The following is a 16,575-nucleotide window of genomic DNA, read 5'->3' on the forward strand; positions in this document are numbered from 1 at the left end:
AAGACGATGATGTCGCTTCCACCTCTCTATGCTCTGCGCGCCTTCGCCTGTGCGGCCCGGCTTGGGTCCTTCAGCCAGGCTGCTGCTGTGTTGCATGTCACCCCCGGAGCCATCAGCCGTCATATCCGTACGCTGGAAACCGTGTTTGGCTGTGAACTCTTCATCAGACGTGGGCCAAAGGTGGAAGTCAGCCCGACGGGAAAAATACTGGCGCTGCAATTGCAGGAGGGATTCGACAACCTTGAACGTGCCTGTGCCGCCTTCAGCCAGCAGGGTAAAGCATTGCGTCTGAAAGCACCGTCAACGCTGACCATGCGCTGGTTGCTCGATGTATTGCAGGCCTATCGTGAGCGAAACTCAACACAACCCGTGGCAATCACCAGCGTCTGGATGGAAACCGACAGTGTCGATTTCAGCAGTGAGCCTTTTGATTGCGCTATCCTGCTCGGCAACGGTGATTTTGGCCCTGATAGCGAAAGTCGGTTGTTATTTAAAGAGTGGCTGATTCCGCTATGTGCCCCGGCCCTGAAACACCAGGCGCAGCAGGATCTTGCCAACTGTGAATTAATTCATCCCACGGCCGATCGGCGCGACTGGCGACGCTGGTTGCACGCCACCGGGCACACCCCCGCCCCCAATCTCTGGCAGGGCAAGGTGTTCGACACACTGGAACAAGGCAATATGGCGGCAATCAGCGGCCACGGTATTTCGGTGGGTGACCTGATGTTGAGTCTCACGGCGGTGCGCGATGGATTGCTGACGCTGCCTTTTACACAGGCGGTGGCAACCGGTGACGGATATTATTTTGTCTGGCCCCGCGCCTGCGCGAAAACCTCTCAGACCGAAGCGTTGTGTTGCTGGCTGAAAGAACATGTCCCTGCCGAACTGCCGGAGGAAGTACAACGGTTAAACATCGGCGATTAGAACATTAGGCTGGGAATTATTTTGTAGCTATCGAAATCAACGAAAATAATTTTCGCAACAGAATTTAAATCCGACAAAACTGCAAACTTAGGATTATTCCTAGACCACGATAATTAAAATCACCGCTACAGTTACTCTTGCTTCATGAGGTAAAAGAAGCATGTACCGTTAATCGCCAAATACATCGATGAGGAATAAACAATGACACAACGTCGTGGTGGTTCAGGTAACTTTGCAGAAGATAAGCAGCGCGCGGCTGAAGCGGGTCGCAAAGGTGGTCAGATGAGTGGCGGAAACTTCCGCAATGACCCGGAACGCGCCATCGAAGCAGGCCGAAAAGGTGGAAAAATCAGCCGCCGCAAGTAACGAAAACATCCAAATATTCCATATTTACTTCTTCCTTTTGTGGGAAATTCTTTCCTGACGAACATGTTAAATGCTATCGGAGAGTTATTTTCCCACAAACACCAGGATATTCCCCGCCATCTTATACAAGCAGCCTATTTAATTTGTACAAGGATATTATCCTTGTACAAATTAAAAAAAATCCAGAACTGAATATATCTCAATTAATAAATGGACCTGACACTAACTAACCTTATAAAAAGTCGTGATTTCTTGCATTTCTGATGCTACTTTCCTGAAGCATATGTGTTTCGGTATGACGAATTATGCGAAGTGATACTTTGATGATTTGTACAGAATCACAACATCAGTCGCGATAAATCGCGCCGCTACAATTCCGCAGCGCGTTTTCGCACAGGTTTAACGATTAATGTTCTGCCATTTGCGCAGGCAGCCGCAGTGATGTGCGCTGTTTCGCCACGTCGTCAGTGGTCACCGCGGGCGCAGCATTGCCCCAGCTGTTACGCAGGTAAGTCGCTACCGCCGCCACTTGGGTATCCGAGAGTTTCCATGCAAAGGATGGCATCGCACCGCTGGTAGGATTGCCGGTGGTGACAGCCCCGCGCCCACCCTGCAACACGGTGGTGATGATTGATGATGTATCTTCAGCCATCAGCCCCGGATTCCCTGCCAGACTGCTCGCCAGGTTGGGTATGCCTTCACCATCACTGTTATGGCAGGCACTGCAGTTGGCCGAATAGACATTTTCACCCATCTTCATTTGTGCAGTATCCGCAGACAGGGGGTGCGGACGCTGCGTTGCTGAAGCCGGTACCGATTTCAGATACACCGCAATCGCCTGCAAATCCTGATTGGTCAGATGCTGAGTCGAGTTGGTCACCGCCTCAGCCATCGGACCCGATGCCACCGCAACAGGGTTGCTGCCCAGCTTCAGGTACTGCACGATTTGGTCATTGCTCCAGCCACCGATGCCGGTGTAATCATTCGGCGTGATGTCCGGTGCGTGCCACTCCGCAAGGTTGCTGCCCTGCAAATAATCGCTGGTGTCACCGCCAATCAGGTTTTTCGCAGTATGGCACGCGGCACAGTGCTCCGGCCCTTCCACCAAGTAAGCCCCACGATTCCACTCGGCGGAATGATTCGGATCCGACTGGAAACCGGCATTTTTGAAGAACAAAAGATTCCAGCCCATCATCGCCAGACGGATGTTATACGGGAAACCGAGGTGTGTTTCCGGCACCTTGTAGTGCACCGGCTGCACGGAACGCATATACATCCACAAGTCATGCATATCCTGATCGGTCAGCTTAACGTAGGCGTTATAAGGCATCGCCGGATAAAGGTTCTCACCCTGTTTGCCTTTGCCATGTCGTACCGCGCGGAAAAAATCCCGCTCGGTCCAGCTGCCAATACCGGTTTCCGCATCAGGCGTGATGTTGCTGGCGTAGATGCCACCAAATGGCGTGCTGATCGAATAACCTCCGGCCAGATGCAATTTGCTCTCCGGCATGGTGTGGCACGCCGTGCAGTCACTGGCAATCGCGACATAGCGACCACGAGCGACGGCCGCAACATCATCAGCACCTGGCGGCTGGCTGGTCAGCACATCCTGACTTGCGACATCATCCGCCGATGTGTTCCCGTTTTGCCACAGCAATGCCGCAGCCACGGCGGCGGCCACAATGACCACACCACCTGCAATCGTTGTTTTTTTCATGTCACACCTTCACCAGCGGGCCAGGGTTTTTCCAGTACTGCTCGATAATGGCTTTCGCCGTCCACAGACTGAGTGCACCAATGGTGCCGGTGGGGTTGTAGCCCGCATTGTTCGGAAAGGACGATGCCCCGAGAACAAACAGGTTATGTACATCCCAGCTCTGCTGATAACGGTTCAAAACGCTGGTTTTCGGGTCGGTGCCCATCACCGCACCACCAATGGTGTGATCGCTGGCGAAGTTATAAGGGGAATAGCTACCCGATGCCGAGTTGGTGCCAATCACCTGTTGTGCGCCCATTGCTTTACCAATTTCGACGCTTTTTTCTTCGATGAACTTCGCTGAGCGACGGTCGTTCTCGTTGTAGTCATAGGTGACGCGCAGCAGTGGATTGCCGTTGTCGTCTTTGTATTCCGGGTCGAGATCGAGGTAGTAATCTTCGTGCGAGTAACTGGTGCCCTGACCGAAAATAAAGGTGGCGTTCTGGAACGCGTGGGTATACGCCTGTTTCCACTCTTTACCCCAACGCGGCGTACCCGGTGGCAGCACATCGGCGTTACCAATCGGTCGCGCACCGCGCGCGACCACCAGAATGCCCGCACCACCGATAAAACCGAGGCCAGTATGGTCGAAGTTATCACCGTTATAATCATCAACCTGCTGTGATAACGCACCGGCCCCGATGTACTGATTAAGGTTCTCATCGGCAAAAAACAAATTGGCACCGGACACGGTCTGGAAGCTGTAGGCACGGCCCACTACGCCGGTTTTGCTCACCGGATCGTAAGGCTTACCAATTTGCGACAGCAGCAGCAGGCGCACGTTTTGCATCTGGAATGCGGACAAAATCACGATATCCGCTGGTTGCTCCCACTCTTTCTTGTTCTTGTCGATATAGGTCACGCCGGTGGCCGTTTTACCGTCGGCGGCTTTATTGACGCGTACGACGGCAGAATCCGTCAGCACGGTGAAGTTTTCACGCTGCATCAGCGCCGGAATCACACAGGCGTTGGGGCTGGATTTGGAGAAGTTGCCGCAGCCGTAATACAGGCAGTAGCCACAATAGGTGCAGGGCCCCATACGCACGCCCAGCGGATTGACATAGGCGCGCGAGGCCTGCCCGGCAGGCACCATAAATGGATTAAGACCCAGCTTCTTCGCACCATCCCGGAACAGATCGGTCAGACGCATACTTTCCAGCGCGGGTAACGGATATTCGCTGCTGCGATTGCCTTCGAACGGGTTGCCATCGGGGATGATTTCGCCATTCAGCTTGCCCGCTTTGCCCGACACCCCGGCAATCTTCTCGAAACGGTCATAGAAAGGTTCCAGTTCGTCATAAGTGACACCCCAGTCCTGCAAAATCAGACCTTCGGCGATCTGTTTTTTGCCATAGCGGGTGACAGTTTGCGTGTAAGGTTCAAAATCGAACGGGGTAAAACGCCAGGCCATCCCGGCCCAGTGGGTGCCGGACCCGCCGACGTTGTAGCCCAGTTCGTTCAGGTTCCACTCCCGCGACGGCAGCGCGGTCTGGCTGCGGTTGTTACGGAACGTGGTGGTTTCCACTGCGGGCGGCAGCAGCATACTGCGACGGGTATCCCAGCGCAGTTCATCGGTATCAATCGAAGGGGGGAAGTCAGTCGCGGTTTCAAACCACGGGCCACGTTCAATGGCAACGACATTCAAACCAGCACGGGTCAATTCTTCGGCGATCAAAGAACCACACCAACCCAGACCGACGATGACGACATCAGCTTTTGGACGGACATTATTCATGTTCAGAACTCGTTATTGCGCAGCAGGCAAAGAATTAAAGGGTGTTATCGATCAGGCTAGTGGGAATGATATTGAGCTTCTGCCCTTTCTTCGCCAGCAGGTCACGGAAGTCGTAGCGTGCGCCAGGGAAGCCAATCATCTTCCAGCTGGCCATCTCTTTATTGCCACCGTAGATCGGATCAGAAAGGAAGCCTTCGCGGACGTTTTGCAGCAGCAGTTCGAAGAACACCTTCGTCTCCACTTGCTGGCCGAGATCCAGCTTGTTGTTCTCCATAGCCTGTAAAACCCCATCCTGTTGCTCACCTGTTAGCGCCACAAACGTATTGCCGTACTGTTTTTGCGTCGCGTTATCGAGCGCCGTAAGGCCCAGACGATAGCGTTGTGCGGGAGTCAGCGGTGACTGTGGGCCTTGTTCCGGAGTGCCTTTAACAAAGCGGCCAAGACGATAGACCGCCACACCATTGCCGTAATCACCGGCCAGCTGACGATCGATAAAAATGGCGCAACCAGCGTCTTTGCCGCTGATGCTCATATCATCAGCCGGAATAAAACGTTCGGCGATAGCACCTACGGTGTCGAATTCGTGTTGCGTGAGGTATTGCAGCCCCCCTTTTTTCGGGGGTGCTGGTGGCGTTTGCACTTTGCCCGGTTCCCACGGCTGCCCGCCATTAACAACGTCGGCCTGTGCCAGCGTAGGCATCGAGGACGCCACTCCCAATGCAGTGATGGAGGTGAGAAATTCTCTGCGTTTCATATTTTCCCTGCCAATGAATTTGTCACATTGCTAACCGGGCTAAATAACAGACGTGTTTTAGCCTGGCGATAAACTTGCCATAAAGAAAAGCTGTATGAATTAAATACAGACATGCCCATTGGGCGTTTAATAATCAGAATAACAACGAGGTAATAACCTTTACATTCAAATCAAGGAATTAAATAAAATTTAACAACGTTGCAAAGGTTAATTTCTCACCCTGCATTTTGGAAGGGTTTTCTTGATGGTTTCCCATCATTGATTTTTTTAATTGCGGCAACGATAAGTTGTACAGTGCGTTTTTGTTTCGCAACATTTAGTCGCTTGCACGCGATGATCGCCTGAGCATAATACGGCGCAAAAATAAGCCCTGCTGTGATGTAAAACGCAAACTTTGCTGCCGGATGATGCAGCACAATTTTTATACTGGTGCGCTGAGGAAAAAATGAAAAAACTCACCCTGATTAAAGTGGCCGAACTGGCCGGGGTTGGGATTGCGACCGTCGACAGGGTGTTAAATGAACGAGGTGGCGTCCGGCCAGAGACAGCTCGCAAAGTGTTGCGCGCCGCGCGTCAGGCGGGTTTGCAGCGTTTGCTGCCGGAGGAATCACAGCAACCCTGGCAAATTGAGGTCTTTTTAAGCAGCAACAACACCTGGTTTTTCCGTCAGCTGGCGGAAGAATTCGCCCATATTGCCGATCGGATTGGCTATCGAAAAATAAAATTATTCCGTACGCTGGTGGCGGAATCACAACCGGAAAAACTGGCAGAAAAGATAAATAAAAGTAGTGAGTTACGCGACGGTATTATTGTCTTTGGTCACGATTATTCGGTTATTCACCAGGCATTGTCAGAGTGCCAGCAAAAATCGGTTCCGGTGATTTCACTGGCCAGTGACTTACCCGAATCTCATCGTTTATGTCATGTGGGAATAAATCAATATCAGGCCGGGCGTACTGCCGGTTTATTAATGAGCCGCAGTATGCCAACGGAAGGCGACGTCATTATGGTCAGTGGCCGTTTTGATTTTCGCGCCCATATTCAACGTATTTCCGGTTTCCGTGATGCCATCAGTCAACGCGCCCCGTGGCTGCGGCTGCGTGAAGTGCTGGCCGGTGAAGATGAACGCCACAAAATACGCGCTCTGTTACACCAGACATTGCAGCAATCAAACAAGGTGGTCGGCTTATATAATTCCGGCGACAGCAATAGCGATATCAGCGAACTGCTGCACCTGCATGGTCTGGCTGGTCACTGCTGCTATATCACCCATGAGCTGTATGATGTGACCCACCGTTTATTACAGGAAGACGTGCTGGCCTATACCCTCGACCAGAACGCACGCCAGCATGCTGAACTGGCCACACAGCTGCTGCTGCGTCATCTTGAGCAAGGCTACCAGCCTGATATATATCAGGATGGCAGCGTAGAACTAAGGATTGTCACCGCCGAAAACCTCCCGCACAATCGGTAAAACTCTGCACAGACGATTTATCAGGCTTAAACAGCAAAAGGAGCGACAACGATGGCAGCACGGGAACATCATTATCAGGTGACGGTTCGCTGGACCGGCAATCGCGGTGACGGCACCGCCAGTTACACTGCTTATGACCGCAATGGCGAGCTGCTGGCAAACGGCAAGCCCACCATGCCGCTGAGTGCCGATCCCGCCTTTCGTGGTGATGCCACACGCTGGAACCCGGAAGAATTGCTGCTGGCGGCAGCCTCAGCCTGCCATAAATTGTGGTATCTGCATCTGTGTGCGGACGCAGGGATCATCGTTGAGGGTTATGAGGATGCAGCGGAAGGGACAATGGTGGAAGGTACGCGCGGTCGGTTTACGCAAATCACCTTAAAACCGCGCATCACCTTGCGCAATCCGGCAGATGCTGACCGCGCGCGGGAGCTGCATCATCAGGCTCATGAAGCCTGTTATGTTGCCAACTCCTTTAACTTTCCAGTGAACTGCGAACCCCGCTTCGATTAAGTTTCAGGCCGCGCCAGCCAGCGCGGGTTGCCACAAGCGTACCCCGTTCCGTCCGGCGCGTTTCACCTGATATAAAGCTTCATCGGCGTGACGCAACCAGTAGCCGAGCGATTCCGCGCTGGCGGCACCCGCAATGCCAATGCTCACCGAGCAACTGAAATCGGCTGATGCCGGCAACCGCAGCTGCGCAATTTTTTCTTTTAAACGCTCCGCCAGTGCCACCACCGATTCGTCGCAGGCATGGTGCACAATCACCCCTAACTCATCGCCGCCAAAACGGGCCGGGATGTCCTGCAGCCCAACATAATTGCGCAACAACGCTGAGATCTCAGCCAGCAGAAAGTCGCCCGCTTCATGTCCCCAGGTATCATTGACCGCCTTAAAATTATCGACATCGATCAGCAGCAGATAGGCGGAACTGTCACCCCGACGCGTACTGAGGAATTCACTCTCCAGTCGCCGTTCGAACAAGCGCCGATTGGGGATTTCCAGACCCGGATCCATCAGCGCGATGCGCTCCAGTTCGCGGTTACGTTTACGTAATTGCCAGGTCAGATTGTAGGAAGCTACGCTCAGCGCCAGCATATACACCGTTGCCAGAGGCAGCGTTAGCCAGACTGTCTGGGTACTGAACGCCCAATGGAAACCTTTGCCATCGAACAACCACACCACCATAAAGGTGCAAAAGAATGCCTGAAGGGCCGCCAGCAGTTGTGCACCACCGCCAGCGGCATAGCGGTCCGATGCCAGCACCGCCATGATGACAAATGACGGCATCGGGCTCATCCCCATCAGCGCCACCCAGATGCCACCGAAGGCGGCATCCAGAGTCAGATTTCGTCTCTCTGTCGCGGTAGAATCTTCTGCCCGTAACGCGAGGCGATAAGCTATCCAGGGCCAGATGAACGCGTTGGTAAACAGCAAACCACAGAATGCCAAGCCGCGATTCATTTCCATCAGAACCGAGAGGATCGGGAAGAAACACAGGATCGTGCCAAGCTGGCGCATCAGGAACATGCGACGGACGAAGCGAACAGACCGTCGCTTCAGGTGGTTATCATCAGGTGAGTAGTAATTCATTCACGGGAAATATCAGATCGTCAAGAAATCCAGTTTATCGGAAAAGCACGAATCCGAGCGGACTTTTTCAGATTTTTTCCCTTGCGCATAAGTAACAGAATAAATTTCTGACGATATGCGAGTAAAACCAGCATCGCAGGCCATACAGGCGGCCTGCGATGCCTTTTTTATTTAGCGGGCAGTTCCCTGTAAACGGAACTGTGCCACCAGACGTTCCAGCATAACCGCCTGTTCTTCCAGCGAGTTAGCCGAAACCGATGAAGCGCTCACCAGAGAAGCGTTTTGCTGGGTGGTGGTATCCAGTTCACCCACCGCGCGGGCAATCTGTTCAATACCGCGACTCTGCTCATCCGAGGCTGCCGAAATCTCTTCCATGATTTCATTGACGCGCGCAATGCTGCTGAGAATGTGATCCATGGTTTCACCGGCGCGTGCCACCTGCTGATGACCATTGCTGATGCGGCTGACCGATTCACTGATCAACTGTTCGATGTCTTTTGCGGCCTGCGAGCTACGCTGCGATAAGTTACGCACCTCACTTGCTACCACCGCAAAGCCACGACCCTGTTCACCGGCGCGCGCCGCTTCAACCGCCGCGTTCAGTGCCAGGATATTGGTCTGGAAAGCGATGCTGTTGATGACGGCGGTAATATCGGCGATTTTCTTCGAACTTTCCGAAATCTCGCCCATGGTACTCACCACATCCCGCACCGCGACGCCGCCCTGATTGGCATTGCGGGTGGCCTCCGCGGCAATCTGGCTGGCCTGACGGGCGTTTTCAGCATTGTTTTTCACCGTCGCGGTGAGCTGTTCCATGCTGGCAGCCGTTTCGACCACCGCCGCCGCCTGCTGCTCAGTACGCGAAGACAGATCAAGGTTGCCCTGATTGATGGCGCTGGCCGCGTGCGACACGCTGTTAACGCTGCTTAATACATCGCCAATCATGCTGCGCAACCGTTCGTTCATTCTCCCCATCGCCGACGTCAGCTTGCCGAGTTCATCATGCCGATCGGTGGCAAACTGCGAGCTGAGATCGCCATTGGCAATGCGCTCCGCCAGTTCAAGGTTATGAAAGACCGGCTGAGTAATCTGACGGATAATGTACCAGGCTACCAGCACACCAAACAGAATCGCCAGCCCACCAATCAGCAATAACAGCGCAGAAGAGCCGTTAGCCAGTTCATCATTGCGTGCTTTCACGATGGTGATGATTTGTTTGATCGCCGCACTGCTTTTATCACCCGCGACTTTCACACCATCTTCCGCGCTACGCAGTTGCGTATAAGCCTGTGCTGACTGCAGGCTGAGATCTTTAAAACGCTCGGTGTCCTGCCACAGCGCGTTAAATCCACCCTGCTGTTCCGGCGGTAATTGCGCCAGCAGCGCTTTCATCCCTTGTTCCGCCTGGCTGAAATGGGTTTCCAGCGTTTTGCGCAACGGTTCGCTCACGTTAAACCGCAGCGCCAGCGCTTCTTCGCGCACGTTGCTGATGGCGAACAACTGGTCATAGATTTGGTTGGTGAGTTCCGGGGTGGCAACCGGGGTACGGATCAGTTGCGTGTAGCGTGAGGTGGTGTCCCGCTGGCTGATGCTATCAAGCTGCGCACGCAGGCTATTGAGTTGCTGTGTTGCCTGGGTCATCGCCCCAATGCGTTGCTGAAAACTCGCCAGCTGGGTACTGATGTCGTTGATGATTTCCGTGCCGCCATCTGCCCAGCTAAGTTTTTTGGCTTCATCGGTCAGTTGCTGTGCATGCGTGACATACTTCGCCATCACCGCGCCTGACGCATCATCGCCATAGAGATATTTAAGGCGGTTAATTTTCGCCTGGAAGACCTCAATGTTGATGTCATAAATCAGGTTGGTTTTCTGATAGATATTATGGATTTCATTAAAGCGCTGCACACTCAGCCCGGAGGCAAGCGCCACCAGCAGCAGCACGATGCCGAATCCCGCCGACAATTTTCTGGTGATGCGCACGTTCCGCAATCGCGATACCAATCCCATGTTTCCCACTCCTGCGTTTTTCGTTTTTGTTAAGTTTGCTGCTGGAGTTATCGGAGGAATTGCGGAATTGTTTATTGTCTGCCGCATAAAAAAGCGCGATAAATCGCGCCGCTACCGATCGCATCAAACCGGAGCGGCACGATTTATCGTGCAATGATTTCCGTCACCCTTGCCAGCGGCGGAAAATCAGGCTGGCATTAACCCCGCCAAAGCCAAATCCATTGGAGAGTACGTACTCCATCGGCATCGGGCGAGCCGTCAACGCCACTAAATCGAGGCCGGTAGCCGCCTCGTCGGGCTGATGCAGATTCAGTGTTGGCGGTGCCAGCTGGTCGCGCAGCGCCAGGATGCTGAAAATCGCCTCAACGCCGCCTGCTGCACCCAGCAGATGCCCGGTCGCGGATTTGGTTGAAGTGATCGCCACTGGATTGTCGGCAAAAACGGAACGAATGGCGGCCAGTTCGCCTTTATCACCCACCTGCGTTGAAGTGGCGTGGGCGTTGATATGCTGGATAGCGTCAGGGGTGATCCCTGCCTGACGAATCGCCGTCTCCATCGCCCGGCGAGCACCGCTGCCATCTTCCGGTCCGGCCGTCAGATGGTAGGCATCAGCACTGGTGCCATAACCCACCACCTCCGCCAGCGGCGTAGCACCGCGCTCCAGCGCATGATCGAGCGATTCAATCACCAGCAAGCCCGCCCCTTCACCCATCACAAAACCGTCGCGTTGCTGGTCAAAAGGACGTGAGGCGCTGGTGGGTTGATCGTTAAAGCCACTGGAGAGCGCTTTCGCCGCCGCAAAACCGCCAAGGCTGACGCGATGGATTGCCGCCTCGCTTCCACCACACAAGGCAATATCCGCCTCGCCACTGCGAATCATCCGCGCGGCATCACCGATCGCCTGCGCACCGGCGGCACAGGCGGTGACGGGCGCGCCAATCGGACCGCGAAAGCCATGCGCAATCGAAACATGACCGGCCGCCAGATTGGCAAGGAATGATGGCACGGTGAACGGTGATAAACGGCGTGGGCCGCGATTGTTGGTGGTTTCTACTGCCGCCGCGATTTCGTTAAAGCCGCCGATACCGGTCGCAATGATGGTCGCGGTACGCTCACGCAGCGCCTCCAGCTGCGGGAACCAGTTGGCCTGCGTCAGAGCTTCCTGAGCCGCAACCAGCGCGAATTCGATAAAGCGATCCATTTTTTTGCGCTCTTTGGCCGGGATAACCGCCAGCGGGTCGAAACCATGTTGCGGATCCTGTTCAACCGAAGGCACCTGGCCCGCCACTTTGCAGGGAATATCCTGCGCAATAGCTTCAGGTAGCGGGCTGATGCCGGACTGTCCTTTCACCAGGTTACGCCAGACATGTTCCACACCACATCCCAACGGGCTGACAATACCCATGCCAGTCACGACGATGCGCTTTAATGAGATATCCATATGATCTCCGGATAGTGAGACTTAAGTTTTTGGCACTTTCATAAACGGCACCAGTAAGGCGGCGATAAAAAACCCGATCATGATCAGCCAGAAAGCATCCGCGAAAGCCTGGGTTTTGGCTTCGCGGAGCGTAAGTGCCGCAAGATTTTTCAGCGCGGCGGTCTGTGCAGCATCGGGGCTGAAGCCCTGTTTTATCAGTGCTGCGGTGGAAGATTGCATAAATTCGCCCAACGACAGGCTGGCGCTATTGAGATGGTCCGCGAGGCGACTGTAATGCAGGTTTGTTCGATCATTAAGTATAGTGCCGCACAACGCGATGCCGATGGCGCCGCCCAGGTTACGCATCAGATTGAACAACCCGGATGCCAGTTTGAGACGTGGCGGCGGCAAGCTGCCGAGGGTGAGCGTCACCGTCGGTGCCACCGCGAACTGCTGGGCCATGCCGCGAAAGGCCTGCGGCAACAACAGTTGTTGCGCGCCCCAGTCGTGGGTAATGGGCACAAAACTGTACATCGACACACCAAAAGCAATCAGCCCCGCTGCCAGCAGCCAGCGCAAATCAACCCGGTTGGCTAACCAGGAATAAAGCGGGATAGAAAGCACCTGAAACAGGCCGGTAGAGAAGATAGCCAGCCCAATTTGCAATGCGCTATAGCCGCGCACCGTGCCGAGAAACAGTGGCGTCAGATAGATGGTGGCAAAAATGCCGACCCCGGCCATAAAGGAAAAATAGCAGCCGAGGGTAAAGGTGCGGTCTTTTAACGCGTATAAATCCATCACCGGTTGCTTATGACGCAGCGTGCGCACAATAAACAGCACCCCGCAAATCAGCGCCAGCCAGCCGGTGATGGTCAGGGTACTGTCGTCAAACCAGCCCCAGCGCGGGCCTTCTTCCAGCGTGTATTCCAGACATCCCAGCGACACCGCCAGCAGAACAATGCTGAGATAGTCGGCACCGCGCAACAGCGAGGTATCCGGTGAGTCAATGTTCACCAGCGCGGGTACGGCGAACGTGATGTAGATGCCCGGCAGGATGTTGATAAAGAACAGCCAGTGCCAGTTAAAATTCTCGGTGATCCAGCCGCCGACAGTAGGGCCAAGGGTAGGTGCCAGAGATGCCAGACCGCCGATGGTGGCGGCGGCGATCACCCGCTGTTTTCCCTGAAAGAACGCAAACGCCGTGGTGAACACCAGCGGAATCATCGAACCACCTGCCAGCCCCTGCAACGCACGGAAGGCAATCATGCTTTGAATATTCCACGCCCAGCCGCATAACACGCTCATCAGGGTAAAACCTGCTGCTGAGGCGGCGAATAGCCAGCGCGTAGACATCACCCGTGCCAGCCAGCCGGAAAGCGGGATGATGATGATCTCTGCAATCAGGTAGCTGGTCTGCACCCAGACGGTTTCGTCATCTCCTGCCGACAACCCCCCGCCGATATCCCGTAACGAAGCGGAGACGATCTGAATATCCAGCAAGGCGATAAACATCCCCAGACACATGGTGGCAAAGGCAATCACCTTCTGGCTGACCGGCATCTGCAATGTCGGAATGGCAGGCAGAGCAGTCTGGTTGCTCATGGCAATGGCTTCTCATCAACCGTTACCGTGACTGACAGCCCAGGGCGCAGCAGGCCGAGATTCGCTGCATCGCCCTCCAGCGCGATACGCACCGGTACGCGCTGAACAATTTTGGTGAAATTGCCGGTGGCATTTTCCGCTGGCAGGATACTGAAACGCGAACCGGTAGCCGGAGACAGGCTGACAACATGGCCGGTAAAAGTACGCCCCGGTAATACATCGGCAACGATCTGCGCCTTTTGCCCCGCCTGTAAATGTGCCAGCTGGTTTTCTTTAAAATTGGCATCCACCCATAATCCCTGCGCGGGCACCAGCGACAACAATTGCGTACCGCTGGTGACATAAGCTCCCGACCAGGCGCGCCGGTTGCCGATCACGCCGTCAAAAGGCGCTCGTATCTCGGTGTAGCTCAGGTTGAGTTTTGCCATCTCCAGCCCCGCCTGCGCCTGGACCAGCGCCGCCTGAGTCTGCTTTTCACGCGCATCCAGCACCATCAACTGACGTTCTGCCACATTTTTGTCGGCGCGCGCCTTCCCTTCCTGGGCCACCGCCTGGTGATAATCAGCCTGCGCATATTCGCGGGTCTGTGCTGAAACGATAGAATTCAGCGCCAGCGCACCATAACGTCGGCTGTCTCCGGCGGTTTTCTCCGTCACCGCCTGAGCGGCATTCACCGCCGCAGACGACCCGACAATGGTCGCCAGCTGCAATTCACGTGTGGCGGCGATATCAGCCAGGGCGGCCTGTTGCGCATCCACCTCGCCGCTGGCCTGCATCAGCGCGGCCTGATAATCACGCGCGTCGAGCCGCACCAGCAGCTCGCCTTTTTTCACTCGCATGTTGTCCTGCACCGCAATATCCTGCACGTAGCCCGCCACTTTGGCGGAGATGGCGCTAATATCGCCGCCAACATAGGCATCATCGGTTGACTCGATAAAGCGACCTGATTGCCACCACCACAGGCCGTAACCGGATGCCAGCACCACCGCTGCGACGGCCACCACCGGGATCACCACGCGTCTGTTCATGGCTGTACGCCTTTTTGCGTCTGCGGCATAAACTTCAGCGCAGCCTCACCCGCGCGTTTTTTCTGCAAATACTCGTAGCGATAGTGGAGGATGGGTGCCGCTGCGGGGGCGGGGATCATGCTGTATTTATCTGACGTGACTGGCTGGCCGGTTGCACTATCCACCATAATCGCCTGCACCGGGCGTTGAGTGGCGGTTTCCACCAGCTGCATCTGACGCCCTTCCGGTGAAAAATGGCGGCTACCCCATTCGGCCAGCGCCAGCATCACCGGCCGGAAATCCCGTCCCCGCTCGGTGAGATGGTATTCGTAGCGCGGCGGCGTGCTGCTGTAGCACACCTTTTCCAGCAGACCATCATCCACTAGCTCTTTCAGGCGACGGGAAAGGATGTTGGGCGCAATGTCAGCGCTTTTCTGGAACTCATCAAAACGGGTAAATCCAGCCAGGGCATCGCGCAGGATGATCATGCTCCAGCTGTCACCAATCCTCCCGAGGCTGCGCGCAATCGGACATGGGGTCTGGCAAAGCGGTTCGTTTTTCATGGTGCTGACTCAGATAAGGTCTTAATGCGCACAGATTTCCATAGTGACTTTCAAAATGCAAGTCACTACAGTATCGACAGCTCAAAGTGGATAACGACTGTACAAAACGTCGCGGCGCAATTTATTGCGCGTCTTTTGGCCTGGAAAACGCTGAACACTGCGCGATAAATCGCGCCACTACGGGATCAAAGCGGAAATTAAGGTTTCGGAGCGGGTCCGACTGATTCGCGCATGATCAGGCTGGCATTGAAACTTTTGCGCTGGCCGATCTCGCCGCCGTCCAGCATCGAAACCAGCTGTGCAATGGTTTGCTGCACCATCTCCGTCACCGGGATTTTCATGCTGGATAAGGACGGGATGGTGTAAGGTGCCAGGGGGATATCATCAAACCCCACCACGGAAACCTGTTCAGGAATGGCGATGCTGGCCGCAGCAAGTTGTTTCATGGCCCCCACGGCCATTTCATCGTTGCTGGCGATAATCGCCGTGAAGCGGCAACCGCCCGCCAGCAAGGCTTCCACCGCTGCCATCCCGCTGTGCGCATTCCACTTACCGGGGATAATCAGTGCGTCCTGCACCGGAATCTGATGTTCAGCCAGCGCCGCTTTATAACCTGACAGGCGCTCCAGCCCGGTGGGAGAATCGAGTGATCCGGTGATAAAGGCGATATCACGATGCCCGAGCGCCACCAGCTGGTTTACCGCCTGCATACAGTTGGCTTTCTGATCGGAATAAATGCAAAAACTATGGTGCTGCCGCAGGCGACGATTGATCACCAGAATCGGTTGTTTATGCTGAGAAATGATCTCATCCATCTCATCGATGGAGAGAAAACGCGGGTAAATGATGATGCCATCACAACGCAAATCCAGCAGAAACTGAATCGCCGCCCGCTCCTCCGCCGCGCTGTGTTTACCGTCGGCGAGAATTAACTGACGCCCCTGCTGTTCCAGCAGGCGTGCAGAATGGGACATCAGCTCGCTAAAGTAGCTGCCGCTATACAAGGTATTGGTGATCACCAGGCCGATGGTCTGGGTCGATTTAACCGCCAGATTGCGCGCCAGCAGGTTGGGGCGAAAGTCAGTCTCAGCAATCGCCCGCAGCACCCGTTCACGTTTTTCCTGGCTGACATAGCCATTTCCCGACAACACGCGCGACACCGTGGCCTTCGACACACCGGCTTTTTCAGCCACTTCAAGAATGGTTGTCATGGTTTTCTCATCTTATTCAAGACGTTTCGCAGTCTACCTAACATGCTCATTGATTGGGAAATTTTTCGCATGTCCGGCTTTGACACGCAATCGCCATTAAGTGATTCAGTTCACAATGTCATAAATCAAATTTTAAATATCTTGCCAGGTTAAAAATACAATT

15 protein-coding genes are annotated in these 16,575 nt (G+C 54.6%); 4 read left to right on the top strand and 11 right to left on the bottom strand.

Annotated features, from left to right (window positions below; genetic code table 11):
- Positions 1 to 9 precede the first annotated feature (9 nt).
- Both RCF31_RS21990 and RCF31_RS21995 read left to right on the top strand, forming a co-directional pair.
- Entirely contained in the window at positions 10 to 924 is a 915-nt protein-coding gene (locus RCF31_RS21990) for a LysR substrate-binding domain-containing protein (protein WP_416413391.1), read from the top strand.
- 201 nt (positions 925 to 1,125) lie between these two features.
- Entirely contained in the window at positions 1,126 to 1,290 is a 165-nt protein-coding gene (locus RCF31_RS21995; RefSeq protein WP_013511857.1) for a general stress protein, read from the top strand.
- A 406-nt stretch (positions 1,291 to 1,696) separates the two neighbouring features.
- On the opposite strand, the gene RCF31_RS22000 is transcribed toward RCF31_RS21995, so the two are convergent.
- From RCF31_RS22000 to RCF31_RS22015, 4 genes are all read right to left on the bottom strand, one after another.
- Entirely contained in the window at positions 1,697 to 3,007 is a 1,311-nt protein-coding gene (locus RCF31_RS22000) for a c-type cytochrome (protein ID WP_416413392.1), read from the bottom strand.
- A gap of 1 nt (position 3,008) precedes the next feature.
- Positions 3,009 to 4,781: a GMC family oxidoreductase gene (locus RCF31_RS22005; RefSeq protein WP_416413393.1), complete on the bottom strand. Its 1,773-nt coding sequence runs from the start codon at positions 4,779 to 4,781 to the stop codon at positions 3,009 to 3,011.
- Between the two features lie 34 nt (positions 4,782 to 4,815).
- Positions 4,816 to 5,535, bottom strand: coding sequence for a gluconate 2-dehydrogenase subunit 3 family protein (locus RCF31_RS22010; protein ID WP_416413394.1), 720 nt, complete (start codon positions 5,533 to 5,535; stop codon positions 4,816 to 4,818).
- A 215-nt stretch (positions 5,536 to 5,750) separates the two neighbouring features.
- The gene (locus RCF31_RS22015; RefSeq protein WP_313685785.1) at positions 5,751 to 5,951 is read right to left on the bottom strand and encodes a hypothetical protein; all 201 of its coding nucleotides are present in this window, start codon (positions 5,949 to 5,951) and stop codon (positions 5,751 to 5,753) included.
- Positions 5,952 to 5,980: 29 nt separating this feature from the next.
- Between RCF31_RS22015 and RCF31_RS22020 the strand changes: the two genes are divergently transcribed.
- Together RCF31_RS22020 and RCF31_RS22025 are read left to right on the top strand one after the other, a co-directional pair.
- The gene (locus RCF31_RS22020; RefSeq protein WP_416413395.1) at positions 5,981 to 7,009 is read left to right on the top strand and encodes a LacI family DNA-binding transcriptional regulator; all 1,029 of its coding nucleotides are present in this window, start codon (positions 5,981 to 5,983) and stop codon (positions 7,007 to 7,009) included.
- 51 nt (positions 7,010 to 7,060) lie between these two features.
- A complete protein-coding gene (locus RCF31_RS22025; protein ID WP_299450330.1) occupies positions 7,061 to 7,522 on the top strand; it encodes an OsmC family protein in 462 nt (153 codons plus the stop codon).
- 3 nt (positions 7,523 to 7,525) lie between these two features.
- On the opposite strand, the gene RCF31_RS22030 is transcribed toward RCF31_RS22025, so the two are convergent.
- The 7 genes from RCF31_RS22030 to RCF31_RS22060 all read right to left on the bottom strand — a co-directional run bounded on the left by RCF31_RS22030 (position 7,526) and on the right by RCF31_RS22060 (position 16,412).
- Entirely contained in the window at positions 7,526 to 8,602 is a 1,077-nt protein-coding gene (locus tag RCF31_RS22030; RefSeq protein WP_416413396.1) for a diguanylate cyclase, read from the bottom strand.
- A gap of 171 nt (positions 8,603 to 8,773) precedes the next feature.
- Complete coding sequence (locus RCF31_RS22035) at positions 8,774 to 10,609, bottom strand: methyl-accepting chemotaxis protein (protein ID WP_416413397.1); 1,836 nt, start codon at positions 10,607 to 10,609, stop codon at positions 8,774 to 8,776.
- Between the two features lie 163 nt (positions 10,610 to 10,772).
- Positions 10,773 to 12,050 carry a beta-ketoacyl-ACP synthase II gene (gene fabF, locus RCF31_RS22040; RefSeq protein ID WP_416413398.1) on the bottom strand — a complete coding sequence of 426 codons (1,278 nt, stop codon included), beginning with the start codon at positions 12,048 to 12,050 and terminating at the stop codon, positions 10,773 to 10,775.
- 21 nt (positions 12,051 to 12,071) lie between these two features.
- Positions 12,072 to 13,631, bottom strand: coding sequence for a DHA2 family efflux MFS transporter permease subunit (locus RCF31_RS22045; protein ID WP_416413399.1), 1,560 nt, complete (start codon positions 13,629 to 13,631; stop codon positions 12,072 to 12,074).
- Complete coding sequence (locus tag RCF31_RS22050; RefSeq protein WP_416413400.1) at positions 13,628 to 14,659, bottom strand: HlyD family secretion protein; 1,032 nt, start codon at positions 14,657 to 14,659, stop codon at positions 13,628 to 13,630. Before RCF31_RS22050 ends, RCF31_RS22045 begins: the two co-directional genes overlap by 4 nt.
- Positions 14,656 to 15,201 (bottom strand): winged helix-turn-helix transcriptional regulator, encoded by a 546-nt coding sequence (locus RCF31_RS22055; RefSeq protein ID WP_299450339.1) that lies wholly within the window; start codon positions 15,199 to 15,201, stop codon positions 14,656 to 14,658. The genes RCF31_RS22050 and RCF31_RS22055 overlap by 4 nt, the downstream gene beginning before the upstream one ends.
- A gap of 197 nt (positions 15,202 to 15,398) precedes the next feature.
- Complete coding sequence (locus RCF31_RS22060) at positions 15,399 to 16,412, bottom strand: LacI family DNA-binding transcriptional regulator (RefSeq protein WP_416413401.1); 1,014 nt, start codon at positions 16,410 to 16,412, stop codon at positions 15,399 to 15,401.
- Positions 16,413 to 16,575: the final 163 nt, after the last annotated feature.

The sequence above is a fragment of the Pantoea sp. App145 genome, from assembly GCF_047947045.1.
GTDB lineage: Bacteria > Pseudomonadota > Gammaproteobacteria > Enterobacterales > Enterobacteriaceae > Pantoea.

Bases quoted from the DNA above. Each gene is read 5' to 3' on its own strand.
- RCF31_RS21990 (WP_416413391.1), top strand. From the start codon at position 10: ATGTCGCTTCCACCTCTCTATGCTCTGCGCGCCTTCGCCTGTGCGGCC.
- RCF31_RS21995 (WP_013511857.1), top strand. From the start codon at position 1,126: ATGACACAACGTCGTGGTGGTTCAGGTAACTTTGCAGAAGATAAGCAG.
- RCF31_RS22000 (WP_416413392.1), bottom strand. From the start codon at position 3,007: ATGAAAAAAACAACGATTGCAGGTGGTGTGGTCATTGTGGCCGCCGCC.
- RCF31_RS22005 (WP_416413393.1), bottom strand. From the start codon at position 4,781: ATGAATAATGTCCGTCCAAAAGCTGATGTCGTCATCGTCGGTCTGGGT.
- RCF31_RS22010 (WP_416413394.1), bottom strand. From the start codon at position 5,535: ATGAAACGCAGAGAATTTCTCACCTCCATCACTGCATTGGGAGTGGCG.
- RCF31_RS22020 (WP_416413395.1), top strand. From the start codon at position 5,981: ATGAAAAAACTCACCCTGATTAAAGTGGCCGAACTGGCCGGGGTTGGG.
- RCF31_RS22025 (WP_299450330.1), top strand. From the start codon at position 7,061: ATGGCAGCACGGGAACATCATTATCAGGTGACGGTTCGCTGGACCGGC.
- RCF31_RS22030 (WP_416413396.1), bottom strand. From the start codon at position 8,602: ATGAATTACTACTCACCTGATGATAACCACCTGAAGCGACGGTCTGTT.
- RCF31_RS22035 (WP_416413397.1), bottom strand. From the start codon at position 10,609: ATGGGATTGGTATCGCGATTGCGGAACGTGCGCATCACCAGAAAATTG.
- fabF (WP_416413398.1), bottom strand. From the start codon at position 12,050: ATGGATATCTCATTAAAGCGCATCGTCGTGACTGGCATGGGTATTGTC.
- RCF31_RS22045 (WP_416413399.1), bottom strand. From the start codon at position 13,631: ATGAGCAACCAGACTGCTCTGCCTGCCATTCCGACATTGCAGATGCCG.
- RCF31_RS22050 (WP_416413400.1), bottom strand. From the start codon at position 14,659: ATGAACAGACGCGTGGTGATCCCGGTGGTGGCCGTCGCAGCGGTGGTG.
- RCF31_RS22055 (WP_299450339.1), bottom strand. From the start codon at position 15,201: ATGAAAAACGAACCGCTTTGCCAGACCCCATGTCCGATTGCGCGCAGC.
- RCF31_RS22060 (WP_416413401.1), bottom strand. From the start codon at position 16,412: ATGACAACCATTCTTGAAGTGGCTGAAAAAGCCGGTGTGTCGAAGGCC.